This is a genomic window from Crossiella sp. SN42, from assembly GCF_023897065.1.
Taxonomy (GTDB): domain Bacteria; phylum Actinomycetota; class Actinomycetes; order Mycobacteriales; family Pseudonocardiaceae; genus Crossiella.
The window spans coordinates 204,157-220,369 of sequence record NZ_JAMHIV010000010.1 but is presented as its reverse complement, the minus strand read 5'-3'; the positions used below and the strand labels follow the sequence as shown (position 1 = coordinate 220,369).

General features: G+C 70.5%; 13 protein-coding genes. 5 read left to right on the top strand and 8 right to left on the bottom strand.

What is annotated here, in order from left to right:
- The first annotated feature begins 39 nt into the window (after positions 1-39).
- The 3 genes from M8C13_RS14410 to M8C13_RS14400 are packed head-to-tail and all read left to right on the top strand — an operon-like array spanning position 40 to position 2,568.
- Positions 40-423 carry a hypothetical protein gene (locus M8C13_RS14410; RefSeq protein ID WP_252481070.1) on the top strand — a complete coding sequence of 128 codons (384 nt, stop codon included), beginning with the start codon at positions 40-42 and terminating at the stop codon, positions 421-423.
- A gap of 55 nt (positions 424-478) precedes the next feature.
- A complete protein-coding gene (locus M8C13_RS14405) occupies positions 479-1,063 on the top strand; it encodes a carbonic anhydrase (RefSeq protein ID WP_252481069.1) in 585 nt (194 codons plus the stop codon).
- A gap of 8 nt (positions 1,064-1,071) precedes the next feature.
- Entirely contained in the window at positions 1,072-2,568 is a 1,497-nt protein-coding gene (locus M8C13_RS14400) for a SulP family inorganic anion transporter (RefSeq protein WP_252481068.1), read from the top strand.
- 47 nt (positions 2,569-2,615) lie between these two features.
- Here M8C13_RS14400 and M8C13_RS14395 read toward each other — a convergent pair whose 3' ends face one another.
- The 8 genes from M8C13_RS14395 to M8C13_RS14360 form a co-directional block, all read right to left on the bottom strand.
- Complete coding sequence (locus M8C13_RS14395) at positions 2,616-3,929, bottom strand: jacalin-like lectin (RefSeq protein WP_252481067.1); 1,314 nt, start codon at positions 3,927-3,929, stop codon at positions 2,616-2,618.
- Between the two features lie 11 nt (positions 3,930-3,940).
- Complete coding sequence (locus M8C13_RS14390; protein WP_252481066.1) at positions 3,941-6,919, bottom strand: glycoside hydrolase family 3 C-terminal domain-containing protein; 2,979 nt, start codon at positions 6,917-6,919, stop codon at positions 3,941-3,943.
- Between the two features lie 50 nt (positions 6,920-6,969).
- A complete protein-coding gene (locus M8C13_RS14385; protein ID WP_252481065.1) occupies positions 6,970-7,977 on the bottom strand; it encodes a LacI family DNA-binding transcriptional regulator in 1,008 nt (335 codons plus the stop codon).
- Positions 7,961-10,315, bottom strand: a complete 2,355-nt coding sequence (gene yicI, locus M8C13_RS14380; protein WP_252481064.1) for an alpha-xylosidase — start codon at positions 10,313-10,315, stop codon at positions 7,961-7,963. The genes M8C13_RS14385 and yicI overlap by 17 nt, the downstream gene beginning before the upstream one ends.
- A complete protein-coding gene (locus M8C13_RS14375; protein WP_252481063.1) occupies positions 10,312-11,157 on the bottom strand; it encodes a carbohydrate ABC transporter permease in 846 nt (281 codons plus the stop codon). Before M8C13_RS14375 ends, yicI begins: the two co-directional genes overlap by 4 nt.
- Before the next feature lie 8 nt (positions 11,158-11,165).
- The gene (locus M8C13_RS14370; RefSeq protein ID WP_252481062.1) at positions 11,166-12,059 is read right to left on the bottom strand and encodes a carbohydrate ABC transporter permease; all 894 of its coding nucleotides are present in this window, start codon (positions 12,057-12,059) and stop codon (positions 11,166-11,168) included.
- Entirely contained in the window at positions 12,056-13,339 is a 1,284-nt protein-coding gene (locus M8C13_RS14365; protein ID WP_252481061.1) for an ABC transporter substrate-binding protein, read from the bottom strand. Before M8C13_RS14365 ends, M8C13_RS14370 begins: the two co-directional genes overlap by 4 nt.
- Before the next feature lie 197 nt (positions 13,340-13,536).
- Positions 13,537-14,061 (bottom strand): SgcJ/EcaC family oxidoreductase, encoded by a 525-nt coding sequence (locus M8C13_RS14360; protein WP_252481060.1) that lies wholly within the window; start codon positions 14,059-14,061, stop codon positions 13,537-13,539.
- A 381-nt stretch (positions 14,062-14,442) separates the two neighbouring features.
- Between M8C13_RS14360 and M8C13_RS14355 the strand changes: the two genes are divergently transcribed.
- Both M8C13_RS14355 and M8C13_RS14350 read left to right on the top strand, forming a co-directional pair.
- The gene (locus tag M8C13_RS14355) at positions 14,443-15,363 is read left to right on the top strand and encodes a carbohydrate ABC transporter permease (RefSeq protein ID WP_252481059.1); all 921 of its coding nucleotides are present in this window, start codon (positions 14,443-14,445) and stop codon (positions 15,361-15,363) included.
- Positions 15,353-16,195 (top strand): carbohydrate ABC transporter permease, encoded by an 843-nt coding sequence (locus M8C13_RS14350; protein ID WP_252481058.1) that lies wholly within the window; start codon positions 15,353-15,355, stop codon positions 16,193-16,195. Before M8C13_RS14355 ends, M8C13_RS14350 begins: the two co-directional genes overlap by 11 nt.
- Positions 16,196-16,213 lie beyond the last annotated feature (18 nt).

Here is a 16,213-nt window from a genome sequence, read left to right as displayed (position 1 = left end):
GGACAGTATGATCAAGGACGAGCCCGGGAGGGGAGGACAGTGCGCGCGGTCTTGGTCGCGATTGTGCTGAGCCTGCTGGGTGTGCTCACCCCGGCCTGCGAGCCCCTCGTCGACAACGCCGCCGTGCTGCCATTGTCCGGCCCGCACAACCCCGAGCCGTCGAAGGAAAGCCACCACCCGGCGAAGGAAAGCCACAAGCCCGCCAAGGAAAGCCCGAAAGAGGAATTCCCGCGCAAGGCCGCCAGGGAGGCGCCCGCCCGCCTGGTCGCCCGCCGGCCCCGCCCGGCCACCGAACTCCTTGCGGCACAACGGCCCGCGCACGACATCCGGCCGGACGAGCACCGTCCGCCACCCCGGATGCGACCGGCCGAGCACCTGCGCGAACTGACCTCACCTCCGGCATTACAGGTGTTCCGGAACTGATCAGCACGGATGTCGCTGAACAGCTGAACACACACAATGCACAGTGAGGGATCCCATGGATATCCGTCGCTTGATCGAGCGCGCCCGCGAACACCCCGTCCGCCGCCCGGAGAACGCGGGTCGCAGCCTCGCGGCCGGTCAGCAGCCCACCGCCTTGTTCATCACCTGCGCGGACTCGCGCATCGTCCCCGCAGCCATCACCGGAGCCGAAGCGGGCAGCCTGTTCGAACTGCGCACCGCGGGCAACGTCATTCCCGAATACCGCGAAGACGCCCCCACCAGCGAGATGGCGACGATCGAGTTCGCCGTGGTCGGGCTCCGGGTGCCCGAGGTGATCGTGTGCGGGCACTCGCACTGCGGCGCGGTCAGCGCGCTGCACGGCGCCGTGATCGACCACCTGCCCACCATGCGCGGCTGGCTCGCCCAGCACCGCCTGCCCGGCGCGGCCACCGCGGCGGACCCGGCGCTGCGCGAGGAGGGACAGCGGCACCTGCTCGCGCAGCTGCGCACGCTGGAGGCCTACCCGTTCGTCCGCGAGCGGATCGAAGCCGGTGAGCTGCGGGTGCACGGCTGGTTCTACGACATCGAGACCGGTGCCGTGCTGACCCCCGCCGCGGCCTCGACCTTCCAGCCCCTGTGAGGCCGACCGTGACCAGGACGATGGAACCCACCCAGCAACAACACACTCCCCCGCTACGCCGCCCCGGCTGGCGGCAGACCATCGGCCAGGACCTCGGCGCCTCGCTGGTGGTGTTCCTGGTGGCCCTGCCGCTGTGCGTCGGCGTGGCGGTGGCCTCCGGCGTGCCCGCTGAGCTGGGCATCGTGACCGGCATCGTCGGCGGCATCGTGGTCGGCCTGCTGCCGGGCAGCAGCTTGCAGGTCAGCGGCCCGGCGGCCGGGCTCACCGTGCTGGTGGCCGACGCGGTGGCCAAGCACGGCCTCGGCGCGCTCGGCCTGATCGTGCTCGGCGCCGGGCTGTTGCAGGTGCTGCTCGGCGCGCTGCGCTGCGGCACCTGGTTCCGCGCCATCTCCCCCGCCGTCGTGCAGGGCATGCTGGCCGGCATCGGGCTGGTGCTCATCCTCGGCCAGCTCTACCCGTTAGCCGGTGCCGCCCAGCCGGTGAGCACCTGGGCGAAGGCGGCCGGGCTGCCGGGGCTGGTGGAGTCGGCGCTGACCACCACGGCCGGGCTGAGCGCGCTGGCGGTAGGCGTGCTCACCATCGTGGTGATGCTGCTGTGGCAGCGCGCGCCACGGCGGCTGCGCACCGTGCCTGGCATGCTGGTCGGCGTGGTCGTCGCGGCGGCCGTGGCAGTGATCGCCGGGCTGGACGTGCAGCGCATCCAGGTGGGCAACCTCCTGGAGCAGATCCAGCTGCCGAACTTCTCGCTGCTGGATGCCGGGGTGGTGGGCTCGGCGCTGGTGTTCGCGCTGGTGTCCTCGGCGGAGAGCCTGTTCAGCGCCGCCGCGGTGGACCGCATGCACAGCGGGCCGCGCACCCAGTACAACCAGGAGCTCATCGCGCAGGGCGTGGGCAACACGGTGTGCGGCCTGCTGGGCGCGCTGCCGATGACCGCGGTGATCGTGCGCAGCGCGGCCAACGTCAACGCGGGCGCCCAGACCAAGGCCTCCCGGGTGCTGCACGGGGTGTGGCTGCTGCTGTTCGCGGCGCTGCTGCCGGGTCTGCTGACCTACCTGCCGGCCGCGGTGCTGGCCGCGCTGCTGGTGCACGCGGGCTGGAAGCTGCTGGGTCTGCGCTCAGTGGCGGAGATGCTGCGCGCCGACCGGGCCGAGGGCGCCATCCTGGTGCTCACCGCCGGGTTGATCGTGAGCACCGACCTGCTCACCGGCACCCTGGCCGGGCTGCTGGCCGCGGTGCTCAAGACCGCGTGGGACGTCTCGCACCTGTCGGTGACGGTGACCCCGCAGGGCCAGGACGACGAGGTGGTCGTGCTGCGCGGCAACGCGACCTTCCTGCGGCTGCCCAGGCTGCTCTCGGTGCTGGAGGGCCTGCCGCTGACCAAGCACGTGCGGCTGGACCTCACCGGCCTGCGGCACCTCGACCAGGCCTGCGGCCAGGCCATCGACCACTGGGTGGCCCGGCACCGCGAAGCCGGGCTGGACGTGGACGTGGTCAGGGCGGACTGAGGCCCGGCGCCTGGGCCCGGTCACCGCGACCGGGCCCAGGCGACCGGTCAGCCTGGCAGGTAGATCACGCCCAGCTGGTCGACCTCCGCGCCGGCCCGGCCGGTGAACCCGGCGATGCGCCAGCCCGGCGGCGCGGTGAACGTCACCGCGTCGCCGGTCGGCTGTCCGGCGCTGACCACCCGCCCCCGGTCGGTGGTCAGCCGCGCGGAGAAGATCCTGGTGCGGCCGGAGTGCTGGCCCTTGGTCAGGGTCAGCTGGGCCAGGCGTTCACCGGCGGCCAGGGTCAGCGTGTTGGCAGTGCCGCCGGAACCGCCGTGCCGCAACGTGGTGCCGTCCGCGCGGGTCAGCTCCACCGCGTCCAGGCGTTCCGCCCCGCGCAGCACCACCGAGCGTTCGGCCAGCGGGCCGCTGACCCGGTCCAGGTCGGTGAACGGCGTGCCGTGCGGACCGCCGAAGTGGTCGCTGAGCCGGATGCCCTCGGCCAGGGTGAACTCGAACCTGGTCAGGTGCGGGTAGTGGTCGGAGAGCGGTTTGCCCTTGGCGTCCAAGAATTTCGCGTGCTCGTTGTGGTAGGAGCGCGCGGCGAGCCGGAGCAGCCGGTTGCCCCGGTAGAAGATCTTGTCCACCACCTCGCACTCGTTGGTGACCGCGGCCGGGTCGCAGACCAGCGCCGGTGCGCCCGCCGCGGGCGGCTGCCCGCCGCGGACCAGCTCGACCCAGGGGTCGGTCAGGCCCGCGCCCGTGACCAGCTCGCGGATGTTGTCGCCGGTGCGGGTGTAGCGGGTGTTGGTGTCGCCGGTGACCAGCACCGCGTTGCCCGCGGAGTGGGTGGCGATGAACCGGGTCAGCTGAGTGATGTTCGCCCGGCGGGCGGCCAGGTCGGCTTCGGTGACGCCCGCGTTGGCGTGCAGGTTGTAGTGGTCCAGGTGCACGCCCTCGGCCACCCGCAGCCGGGAGACGGTGAAACCCTTGGGGGTCAGGCAGTCCGTGCCGTTGCACGCGGCCCACTTGACCCTGGCGAAGTCCTGCACCGGGAACGCGGACAGGGTGTTGAGCCCGTCCCCGATCCCGGCCCCGCCGCTGGTGGCGGTGCGGTGCGGGTGCTTGTCCCCGGCGTAGAGGGCGGCGTGGTAGTTGAAGTCCTCCTGCACGGCCACCACGTCATAGGGCGCGAGCCGGGGACTGATCAGCGGGGTGTTGACCGCCGGGTTGCCCGAGGAGATGCCCTCGGGCAGTCCGGCGATGTTGTAGGTGAGCACCGAGAAACCGCCGCCGGCGGCCGGGGCGGCCGCGGCGGGGGTGGTGGGCAGGGTGAGCGAGAGGGCCAGTGCCAGCCCCGCCCCGGTGAGCCTCGTTCGCATGGAAACCCTTGTCAGCGCAGGGAAAGGGAGCTGATCCGCAGGTCTCCGCCGAAGACCAGGTACACGTCCCGGCGGCCGTGCGCGCCGGTCAGCGGCGCGGTGATGGTGGTGTAGCGGTAGGCGTCCCCGGTGCTGGGCACCGTCGCGGTGCCGATCACCGGGCCGCGCACCGGATCGTCCAGCCGCAGCTGCACGGTGGTCTCCCCTGGCGCCGCCCTGGCCACCGCGGCGGTGAGGGACTTGGCGTTGAGCCGCACGTCGCTGAACTTGATCCAGTCGCCCGCGGTGGCCCCGACCGCGTCGCCGCGGACCTTGGTCTCATCGACCAGGTCCACGCCCCGGTAGTCGTCGAAGTCGACGGCGCGGGCCGGGCCGGTCAGCTCGCGCGCCGGGATGGTCTCCCCGCGCACGAACAACGTGCCCTGCTGGCGGATGTCGGTGGCGGAGCGGCCGACCATGATGTCCTGCGGGCTGTTCTCCACCACCCAGCGGTTGCGGGTGACGTCCCAGTGCGCGAGGTCGGCGGCGCGCAGGGTCAGCCGCACCGCCTTGGTCTCACCCGGGTTCAGGCGCACCCGGTCGAACCCGCGCAGCTGCCGCAGCGGCTGCTTGTCCCGGGAGGCGCGCTGGTGGGTGTAGAGCTGCACGACCTCCTCCCCCGCCCGCGCACCGGTGTTGGTGACCTCCACGCTCACCGTCACCTCGCCGTCGGCGGCCACCACCGGCTTGCTCAGCCGCAGGTTCCGGTAGCCGAACTCGGTGTAGGACAGGCCGTGGCCGAACGGGTAGAGCGGGTTGCCGCGGAAGTACTGGTAGGTGCGGTCGTTCTTGATGATGTCGTAGTCGAACAGGCTGGGCAGGTCGCGCTCGGAGCGGTACCAGGTCTGGGTGAGCCGCCCGGTCGGGTTGTGCGCGCCGAAGAGCACGTCGGCCAGCGCGTTGCCGGTCTCCGCGCCGGCGTGCGAGGTCCACAGCACCGAGGGCACGTGCTGCTGGATCCAGTTGATCGTGGTCGGGTAGCTGTTCTCCAGCACCACGATGGTGTTGGGGTTGGCCGCGCGCACCGCCTCGACCAGTTTCTGTTGTCCCGCCGCGAGGTTGAGGTCCGCGCGGTCGTCGTCCTCGCGGCCGCTGATGAACGGCATGCTGCCCACCACGACCACCGCGGCGTCCGCGCCGCGCACCGCCCGCACCGCCTGCTCGACGCCGCTGCTGACGGTCTCCTTGGTGAAGGTGGTCGCCGCGGCCGGGGTGGCCGCGCTCACCGTGAGCTTGCCGTCGGCGCCGGCCACCACGTACTTCTTGTCGCCGAACCAGCCTTCGTCGGTCTCGTTGCCCGCGTACTCCAGCACGTGGCCCGCGCCGTGCGGGGTGAGCTTGAACTGCTGCTGGACGTACCAGCCGTTGGGCTGCTCGGCGTTGCTGACCAGGGTGCCGCCGGTGCCGTAGGAGACGTAACGGTTGTTGGCCGCCGCGCGCAGCGCGAGCACGCCCTCGCCCCAGTCGAAGGAGTCGAAGTGCTGCCCGGCGCCCGCGCCGGTGACGGTCAGCGCGGACCCGTCGGCCGGTGCGGTGACGTAGCGGCCGTCCGGGGTGCGCAGCGCGATCCGGTCCACGCCCTCGTTGAAGGCGACCGAGCCGCCCGCGCCCAGCCGCTCGGCGATGCCCTGGCGCGGGGTGACCCGGTAGGGCAGCGAGCCGGAGTACCAGTCGGTGTAGAGGGTGTCGGCCAGCGGCCCGACCACCGCGACCTTCTTGGCCCGCGCCGGATCCAGTGGCAGCAGGCCGCGCTCGTTCTTCAGCAGCACCATGGCCTCGGCGGCGGCCTTGCGGTTGAGCCGCTGGTGCTCGGGGCTGTTCACCACGTCCTTGGTGATGTGCCCGTACGGTCCACCATCCGGGTCGAACTCGCCGAGCCGGAACCGCACGCTCAGCATCCGGCGCACCGCGGTGTCCACATCGGACTCCGCGATCAGCCCCCTGCTCAGCGCGGTGTTGACCGCGTTGACCGTCTTGCTGGAGTCGGTGTCGTCGACGGTGAAGCTCTCCACCCCGGCCTTGAGCGTGGCCGCGTCGGCCTCGGCCCGGTCGGCGTAGTACCGCTGCGACTGCACCAGGTTGTTCGGGCCCGCGGCGTCGGTGACGTTGAACAGCTCCCGCTTGGTCCAGGAGCGGATCACCTCGTTGGCGTCGGCGTGCGCGGTGGCCGGGCGGCCGTTGATGAGGTTGTAGGCCATCATCACGCCGGTGGCCGCGTCCGCGGAGATCGCGGCCTTGAACGCGGCCTCCTCGTACTCCTTCTTCACCCGCGGCGGCAGGTTCGAGGAGGTGGTGGTGCGCCGGGTCTCGTTGTTGTTGGCCAGGTAGTGCTTGAGCACCGGGGCCGCGCGCAGCCGGTCCGGGTCCGGGCCCTGCACGCCCTTGCCGTAGGCGGTGGAGAGCACGCCGGTGAGGTGCGCGTCCTCGGAGTAGCCCTCCTCGTTGCGGCCCCAGCGCGGGTCACGCAGCAGGTTGACCACCGGCGCCCACAGCTGGAGCCCCCACACGTCCGGGTTCTCCGCGTGGTAGCCGCGGGCCTCGGTGCCCACCACGGCGCCGACCTGCCGGACCAGCTCCGGGTTCCAGGTGCTGGCCAACCCGATCGCCTGCGGGAACACGGTTCCGGCCGCGGTGACCACCGAGCCGCCGGTGGACTTGTCGGTGGTCCAGCCGATGCCGTGCAGGGCCTCGGTGCCGGTCTTGAACGAGCGCACGCCCAGCCGGGGGATGGCCGGTTGGTACTGGTGCAGCAGGGAGACCTTCTCCGGCAGGGTCAGCCGCCGGAGCAGGTCGTCGACCCTGGTCTGCAAGGGCAGCCGGGGATCGCGGAACCGGTGGTCCGGCTCGGCCTGGGCGGCAGGGGCGAGCGCACTGGCGCAGGCCAGCACCGCGAGCAGCGCGGCGAGGCCGCGTCCGGTGCGGCGTCTCGTCGGTCGGGACAGGGCAGCCACGCTGGTTCTCCTTGTTCTGGCAGGGGTTCAGGCGCGGTCCTGGCAGGGGTTCAGGCGCGCGGGGGCGCGGTGCTGGCCCGCTCGGTGAGCCGGGGCGGCAGCAGCGCGGTCCTGGGTGGTTCGTGGCCGTCCAGCTTGGCCACCAGCAGTTCCACGGCCCGCTCGCCCAGCTCCTCAGCCGGTATGGCGACCGAGGTGAGCGGGACGGCGGCGCGCTCGGCCTGCTCGTCGGGGCACAGCGCCAGCACCGAGAGGTCCTTCGGCACCAGCACGCCGGCCCTGCCGAGCTCGGCGAGCAGCGCCTCCAGCACGAACTCGTTGTGCACCACCAGCGAGGTGGCCTCCGGCCGTTCCCGCAGCACCGCCCTGACCAGCGCGCGGGCCGCCTCGGGGTCGGCCGCGCAGGGGTAGACCGTGGTGCGCACGCCCAGCTGGTGGGCGGTCCGCTGCAGGCCGTCGCGGACCCTGGCGGCGAAGCCGGTCTCCCTGGCGTAGACCTCCGGCGGGGAGCCGATCAGCACCGTCTCCCGGTGTCCCAGCGCGGCCAGGTGCCGCACGCAGCGCTCCCCCGCCGCGGCGAAGTCCAGGTCGACACAGGTGAAGCCGTAGTCCTCCGCGGGCAGGCCGATGAGCACCGCGGGCCGGTCCAGCTCGCGCAGCACCGGCAGCCGCTCGTCGTGCAGCTGCACGTCCATCAGCACGAAGGCATCCGCCAGCGCGGAGCGGGCGACCCGGCGCAGTCCCTCCGCGCCCTCCTCCTGGGTCAGCAGCAGCACGTCGTGGTCGTGCCGCCGGGCCGCGGTGGCCACCGCGGCCACGAAGCGCATCATCACCGGCACGTGCACCCCGCTGCGCAACGGGATCACCAGCGCGAAGACCTTGGCCCGGCTGCTGGCCAGCGACCTGGCCCCGGCGTGCGGGCGGTAGCCCAGCACCCGGATGCTCTCCTCCACCCGGCGCGCGGTCTCCTCCGAGATCGACCGCTTGCCGCTGAGCACGTAGGACACCGTGCTCGGCGACACCCCGGCGTGCCGGGCCACGTCAGTGATCTTGATCATCGTCGCTCCCCTGCACCACCGTGACCACCGAGCTCTCCGCCTCGACCAGCGTGCCGTGCGGGTGCGCGGTGATCCGCCCGCCGTCGGCCGAGCGCACCGAGTGCACCCCGACCAGCAGCACCCGCCAGCCGGTGACCTCCCGGTCGGCCTGCACCATCACCGTGCGGCCCATCCGCGCGGTGTCGAAGACCACCGCGGTCGCGCCGGTGACGTCCGGGACCCTGGTGCGCACCCGCGTCCCGTCGGCGAGCTGGTGCACGTGCAGGGTCACGCCCTCGGCGTAGTCGTAGTCCGGCCGGTCGTCCACCGCGCCGAACGGGATCACCGAGCCGGGCCTGGCCAGCAGCGGCAGGGACTGGAAGTCATGGCGCCGCCGCAGCCACCGCCCGCCGAGCACCGCCTCGCCGGTCAGCACATCGGTCCAGGTGCCCTCGGGCAGGTAGTAGGAGACCTCGCCGTCGGCGCTGAACACCGGGGCCACCAGCAGGTCGTCGCCGAGCAGGTACTGCCGTTCCAGGTGCGCGCAGGCCGGGTCCTCGGGGAACTCCAGCGCCATCGCCCGCATCACCGGCACGCCCTCGTCGCGCGCCTGCACCGACGCGGCGAACAGGTACGGCATCAGGCGGGCCTTGAGCCGGGTGAAGAACCGCAGCACCGGGGTGGACTCCTCGTCGAAGAGCCAGGGCACCCGGTAGGAGGAGCTGCCGTGCAGGCGGCTGTGCGAGGACAGCAGCCCGAAGGCGATCCAGCGCTTGAACAGCGCCGGGTCCGGGGTGCCCTCGAAGCCGCCGATGTCGTGGCTCCAGAAGCCGAACCCGGACAGACCGAGGGACAGCCCGCCGCGCAGGCTCTCCGCCATCGCCTCGAAGGTGGACTCGCAGTCCCCGCCCCAGTGCACGGGAAACTGTTGGCAGCCAACGGTTGCCGAGCGGGCGAAGACCACCGCCTCGCCATCCCCGCGCCGCTCGCGCAGCAGCTCGAAGACGGTGCGGTTGTAGAGGTAGGTGTAGTAGTTGTGCATCCGCTCCGGGTCGGCGCGGTCGTAGTAGAGCACGTCGGTGGGCACCCGCTCGCCGAAGTCGGTCTTGAAGCAGTCCACGCCCTGGTCCAGCAGCGCGTCCAGCTTCTCGGCGTACCAGCGGCGGGCGGCCGGGTTGGTGAAGTCCACCAGCGCCATGCCCGGCTGCCACAGGTCCCACTGCCAGACATCGCCGTTGGGCCTGCGCAGCAGGTAGCCCTTGGCCTGGCCCTCGGCGAAGAGCGCCGAACGCTGGGCGATGTAGGGGTTGATCCACACGCACACCTTGAGCCCGCGCGCCTTGAGCCTGGCCAGCATGCCTTCGGGATCGGGGAAGGTGCGCGGGTCCCACTGGAAGTCGCACCAGTGCAGCTCGCGCATCCAGAAGCAGTCGAAGTGCACCACGCTCAGCGGGATGTCCCGCTCCCGCATGCCGTCCAGGAAACCGGTGACGGTCTGCTCGTCGTAGGAGGTGGTGAAGGAGGTGGACAGCCACAGCCCGAAGGACCAGGCCGGTGGCAGCGCGGGCCGCCCGGTCAGCGCGGTGTAGCGGCGCAGCACGTCCTTGGGGGTGGGGCCGTGGATGAGGAAGTAGCGCAGCGACTGGCCTTCGACGCTGAACTGCACCTTGGACACCGCCTCCGAGCCCACCTCGAAGGAGACCAGCCCGGGGTGGTCGACCAGTACGCCGTAGCCCGCGCTGCTCAGGTAGAACGGCACGTTCTTGTAGGCCTGCTCGCTGGCGGTGCCGCCGTCGGCGTTCCAGATGTCGACCACCTGGCCGTTCTTGACCAACGGCCCGAACCGCTCCCCCAGCCCGTAGACCAGCTCGCCCACCGCCAGCCGCAGCTGCTCGCGCACGTGGTGCCCGCCGTCGCCGGTGGTCATGAACCCCATGCCGTTGTCCCCGCTGGAGGTCAGCACCTTGCCGTCGGCGACGAAGTCCAGCGACCAGGGCCTGCCGCGGGCCACCCGCACCGACAGCTCGCCGGAGCTGAGCACCGCCTCGTCGTCCACAATGGACACCGAGTCCCAGTCGTCCGGTCCGGCCGAGCGGTCGGCCACGGCCAGCTCGAACCTCGGCTGCCTTGGCTGCTCTCCGGCGAAGTGGGTGATGGTGACGCCGATGACGCCCGGCATCGGCGCGGTCAGGCCGACCGTGACCACCGGGCCCTTCAACAGGTCGCCGCGGTGGCGCACCCGCCTGGTGGGCGCGTGCACGGTGAGCGAGCCGGGTCCCGGCGTCACGTCGTGGGCCTGCACCGGGTGCTCGGCGCGCACGCCCTCGCGCAGCAGCCAGTAGCCGTCGCTGAACTTCATCGGCCCATTCCCGCGGTCAGTCCCCTGGTCAGGGTCCGTTGGAAGATCAGGAAGAACGCCACCGCCGGGATGAGGCCCAGCAGCGCGGAGGCGCTGGTGGTGGTCGCGTCCATCATCCGCTGCCCTTGCAGCACGCCCAGCGCCACCGGCACGGTCTGGGTCTCGTTGGACACCAGCAGCACCAAGGGCAGGAAGAACTCGTTCCAGGTCCAGATGAAGAAGAACACGAACAGCACGCCCAGCGTCGGTTTGCTGACCGGCACCACCACCCTGATGAGCACCTGCCAGGAGTTCGCGCCGTCGATCCGGGCCGCCTCCAGGATCTCGCGCGGGAACTCCCCGAGGATCGAGGACAGCAGGTAGGTGCCGAAGGCCGCCTGGATCACGGTGAAGACGATGATCACGCCGAGCTGGGTGTCGTACAGGCCGACTTCCTTGAACAGGTAGTACAGCGGGTAGACCAGCGCCTCCTGCGGCATGGTGTTGGCGATCAGGAACAGCACCACGATCCACACCCGCCCGCGCACCCGGCCGATGCCCAGCGCGTAGGCGTTGCACACCGAGACCAGCACGGCCAGCACCGCGACCGCGCCGCTGATCAGGAAGCTGTTGAGCAGCTTGCCGCCGAAGTCCACCCGCTGCCAGAAGTCGATGATCCCGGCCAGGTGCAGCCCGTTCGGCAGGCTCAGCGGGCCGTCGGCGGCGTACTCCGCGGGCGTCTTGACCGCGTTGAGCGCCACGATCACGAACGGCGCCAGCATGGCCACTGCCAGCACGACCAGCGACAGCAGCACCGCGGTGGCCGGCCAGCCGATCTTGCGCCGGGTCCTCCGCTGGGGCATCCGGTGGGTCATGCGCTCGCCCCCGCTCGCTCGCCGCGGTGCTGCACCCGGACGAAGATCGCGGTCAGCGCCAGGATGAGCACCAGCAGCACGGTGGCGATGGCCGCGCCGTAGCCGACCTGGGTGCGCTCGAAGAAGTTCTGGAAGCTGAAGTAGGAGGGCACCGTGGTCGCCCCGCCGGGTCCGCCCCTGGTGAGCACGTAGATCGGGCCGAAGACCTTGAGCGCGGCGATGGTGCAGGTCAGCAGGACCACATAGCTCTCCGGCCGGATGTGCGGCACGGTGATGTGCCAGAACCGTCGCCACCAGGACGCGCCGTCGAGGTCGGCGGCCTCGTACAGCGCGGGATCCACCCGCTGCAAGCCGGACATGAAGATCACCACCGGGTAGCCCAGCTGCACCCACACCAGCACGCCCATCACGCTGTACAGCGCCAGGTCCGGGTTGCCCAGCCAGTCCTGGGCCAGCCCGCCAAGGCCGAGGCCGGCCAGCACCTCGTTGAGCGCGCCGTTCTCCGAGGCCAGGATCCAGCTCCAGACGATGCCGGCCACCGCGATCGGCAGCACCTGCGGCAGGTAGAGGCAGGCGCGGATGACGCTCGCGGTGCGCGGGCCGAACCGCTTGCCCACGATGTCGAACAGGGTGGCCGCCAGCACCAGGCCGAGCAGGGCCGGCAGCACCGCCATGGCCAGCACCAGCCCAATGTTGTGCCGGAAGGAGGCCCAGAAGGTGCTGTCGGCGAACAGCCGTTCGTAGTTGTCGAGTCCGGTCCACTGTGGATCGCCGACGCCCGACCAGCGGGTGAGGCTCAGGCCGAGGTTCATCACCAGCGGCACCAGGATCACCGCCAGGAACAGCAGGGCGCCGGGGATCAGGTAGAACCAGTAGACGCGGGTCCTCATTTGCCGACCGTGGCCAGGTTTTCCTGGTACGGCTTGGCCAGCTCGGTGAGCACCTGGTGCGGCGGCGCGGCCCCGGTGATCAGCTTCTGGGTGCCGGAGACCATGGCGTCGTAGTAGCCGGGCGCGGGCCAGTCCGGGTAGAAGGCGAGCCCGTCACCCTGCACCAGCGCGGTGAAGTCGTCGTTGAGCACCTTGGTGCGCGCGTCGGCGGCAGGCGCGGGGTCGGCGGCCACCGCGATGGCGCCTGCCTCGGCGAGCTTGTTCTGGATGCCCTTGCGCATGGTGATGTCGATGAAGTCGTAGGCCAGCTGCTTGTTCTTCGAGCCCTGCGGCACCACCCAGTGGTTGCCCGCCGAGCCCGCGCTGAGCTTGTTGCCGGGCCAGCGGAAGGTGCTCCACTGGAAGCCGGTGATCTCCTTGGCCAGCCTGCCGTGCCACCAGCTGCCGGAGATCATGATCGGGTGCTCGCCGCGGGTGAAGGCCGCGCCCATGTCCTCGGCCTTGACCCCGGCCGCGGTGTTCTTGAGGTATCCCTTGCGCACCCACTCGGCGAAGGTCTCCGCGGCGTAGCTCCAGGCGGCGTCGTGGAAGTCGACCGGGCCGGTGTAGCGCTGGAAGCGGTCCACCCAGCCGCGGTCGGCCTTGCTCAGCGCGAGCTGGTAGAGGACGTGCTGGGCCGGGTACTCCGCGCCGCCCACCGACAGCGGGGTCACCCCGGCGGCGACGAAGGTGTCCATCGCCGCGGTGAGCTCGGCCAGGGTGGTCGGCACCGCGATCCCGCGCTGCCGGAAGGCGTCCTGGTTGTAGTAGACGGTGACGTACTCGGCGTAGTTCGGCACGCCGAACCACTTGCCGGAGCCCATCACCCCGCGCTCGTCGTACTTCGCGGTGGTCTGCAGGCCGGGGGCGAGCAGCTTGTCCCAGCCGCGTTTGCCGGCTTCCTCGCTGAGGTCGCTCAGCAGGCCCTGCCGGGAGAGCAGACCGGTGGTGGCGTTGCCCTTGTTGTACTCCAGCACATCCGGCGCCTCACGGGAGTTGAGCACCATCGGCGCGGTCTTCTGGATCTGCTCGAAGCCCTTTTCCTGGAAGCGGACCTTCACCCCGGGATGGCTGGCCTCGAACTCCTTGATCGCCTGCTGCCAGGCGATGCCCATGGCGCTGTTGGGCGCCTCGTAGTGCCAGACCTCCAGGGTGTTGGCGTCGGAGTCCCCGGAGCCACCACAACCCGCGGCCGCCAGCAGCAAGGCGCACAGCGCCACGATCCGCACTCGCTGGAACATCGATGTCCTCCAGGAAAACCGTGGTCAGCGTCGAATCGAAGCGCTTCGACCGGGAAAGCTACGGCCACCCCGGAACCACGTCAACACCACGGCGGCGAGGACTTTCCGGCAACTTTGCTACCAGATGGAGCGGATTCGGCCGGACGTCCCGGCCGAATCCGCGATTCGACGATATTCGACGAAGGTCATCGAAGGGGTTACTTCTCCGGCATCGCGGAGGAGTGGTGCGCGGCGATCAGCCAGCGGCCGCCGACCTTCTCGTAGACGTAGGTGTACCGGGCCTGCGCGGTGGTGCCGTCCTTGAAGGTGAACACGTAGGTGCCGTTGTCCATCGCGGTGTCGCGGTCCAGCACGTTGATGTTGGAGCTGATGATCCGCCCGCTGGGGCCCTTGGCCAGGAAGGACTTGAAGTAGTCCACGATGGCGGCCCGGTTGATGCGCACCTCGTTGGACAGGGTGGGCAGCAGCGCCGCGTCCGGCAGGTACAGGTCGGCCACCACCTCCGGGTTGCCGGTGGCCAGCGCCGCGTTCCACTGCTGGAACAGCCCGGCGATCTGCTGCTGGCTCGGCTTGCCGCCCAGGTGCAGGCCCAGGTCGACGCCCAGCCCGGCCGCCTGGACCGGCGACGTGGCGGCGCTGGTCGCCGCGGTGGCGGGCACCGCCGTGATGGCCAGCAGGGCGGCGGCCGCCGCGACGATCCGGACCCCGTTGTTGACACTCATCATGCTCTCCTTCTTCGCCCGTCAGTGGGATTGACACCAGTCTCGGAGCTGCGAGGTAGCGCCTGGACAGGGCGAAGACAGCGCCGGGCAAGGAGATCACCAATTGACGCTGCGCGCCGGGGAGGTCACCGCGCGGATACCCGCCGATTCGATTCGAATTCGACCATTCGTTGCCAGACCGGCGGACCAGCGGCCATGATCCCCGCACCCGCTGACCTACCTGGCCGGCGAAGAACGACAGAACCTGCGCGACAGCACCAAAAACCGCGCGATCCCGGCCCCCCGGAGGCGAACGGTCTTGACTCCCCTGTCAGCCCGGTGCAAGTCTGGAAAGCGTTTTCCAGCCCTGATCCACAGAGCGGTGAGGAGGGTTCCCACGCCGTGAGTGCCCTCGATGAGCTGCGCAGGCTGCGCCGCGGCGGCCCCTCGCGCAAGCGGGACAACAAGGCCGCGTTCTGGTTCCTGGCGCCCTGGTTCCTCGGCCTGGCCGTGATCACGGTCGGGCCGGTGCTGGCCTCCTTCGGCCTCGGCTTCACCAAGTACAACCTGATCCAGCCGCCGAGGTTCATCGGCCTGGACAACTTCGCGCGCATCCTCACCGACGAGCGGCTGCACAACGCGCTGGGCGTGACCTTCACCTACGTGCTGGTCTCGGTGCCGCTGCAGCTGGCCTTCGCACTGGCGGTGGCCATGCTGCTGGACCGGGGGATGCGCGGGCTCGCGTTCTACCGCTCGGCGTTCTACCTGCCCTCACTGCTGGGCTCCAGCGTGGCGATCGCGGTGCTGTGGACGCAGATCTTCGGCGCGGACGGCCTGGTCAACCGGGTGCTCGCGCTCGTCGGCGTGCAGGGCAAGGGCTGGATCTCCGACCCGGACACCGCGCTGTCCACGCTCATCGTGCTCAACGTGTGGACCTTCGGCGCGCCGATGATCATCTTCCTGGCCGGGCTGCGGCAGATCCCGGCCATGTACTACGAGGCCGCCGCCATCGACGGCGTGGGCAGGTGGTCCCGGTTCCGGCACATCACCTTCCCGCTGCTGTCCCCCATCGTCTTCTTCAACCTGGTGCTGCAGATCATCCACGCCTTCCAGTCCTTCACCCAGGCGTTCGTGGTCTCCGGGGGCACCGGCGGTCCGTCGGACTCGACCATGTTCTACACGCTTTACCTGTACCAGCAGGGTTTCAGCCGGTTCGACATGGGCTACGCCTCCGCGCTGGCCTGGTTCCTGCTGCTGATCATCGGCGCGTTCACCTTCATCAACTTCTGGGCCGCGAAGTACTGGGTGTTCTATGACGACTGACCTCAGGCGACGGATCTCCGCGCCGGCCAAGCACATCGGCCTGATCCTGCTCGGTTTCGTGATGCTGTACCCGGTGCTGTGGATGGTGGTCAGCTCACTGCGGCCGGACGACGAGATCTTCCGCAGCCCCGGCCTGGTGCTGGACACCCTGCGCACCGACAACTACGTGGCCGGCTGGGGCGCGCTGGCCTCCCCGTTCGGGCACTACCTGATCAACTCCGCGATCGTGGTGCTGGGCTGCGTGATCGGCAACCTGGTGTCCTGCTCGATGGCCGCCTACGCCTTCGCCCGGCTGGAGTTCAGCGGCAAGCGGTGGTGGTTCGGCATCATGCTCGGCACGATCATGCTGCCCATCCACGTGATCATCGTGCCGCAGTACATCCTGTTCTCCCAGTTGGGCTGGGTGAACACGTTCCTGCCGCTGATCGTGCCCAAGCTCCTTGCCACCGACGCCTTCTTCGTCTTCCTGATGGTGCAGTTCATCAGGGGGCTGCCGCGTGAGCTGGACGAGGCGGCGCGCATCGACGGCTGCGGCCACCCTCGCATCTTCCTGCGGATCATGCTGCCGCTGATGGTGCCCGCGCTGGCCTCCACCACGATCTTCACCTTCATCTGGACCTGGAACGACTTCTTCAGCCAGCTGATCTACCTGACGGACCCGGAGATGTACACCGTGCCGGTCGCCCTGCGCACGTTCATCGACGCCACCGTCTCGACCTCATGGGGCTCGCTGTTCGCGATGAACGTGGTGTCCCTGCTGCCGATCTTCCTGGCCTTCCTGCTCGGACAGCGCTACCTCGTCCGCGGCATCGCCACGACCGGCGGCAAGTAGCCGGAAAGGACCTATCCG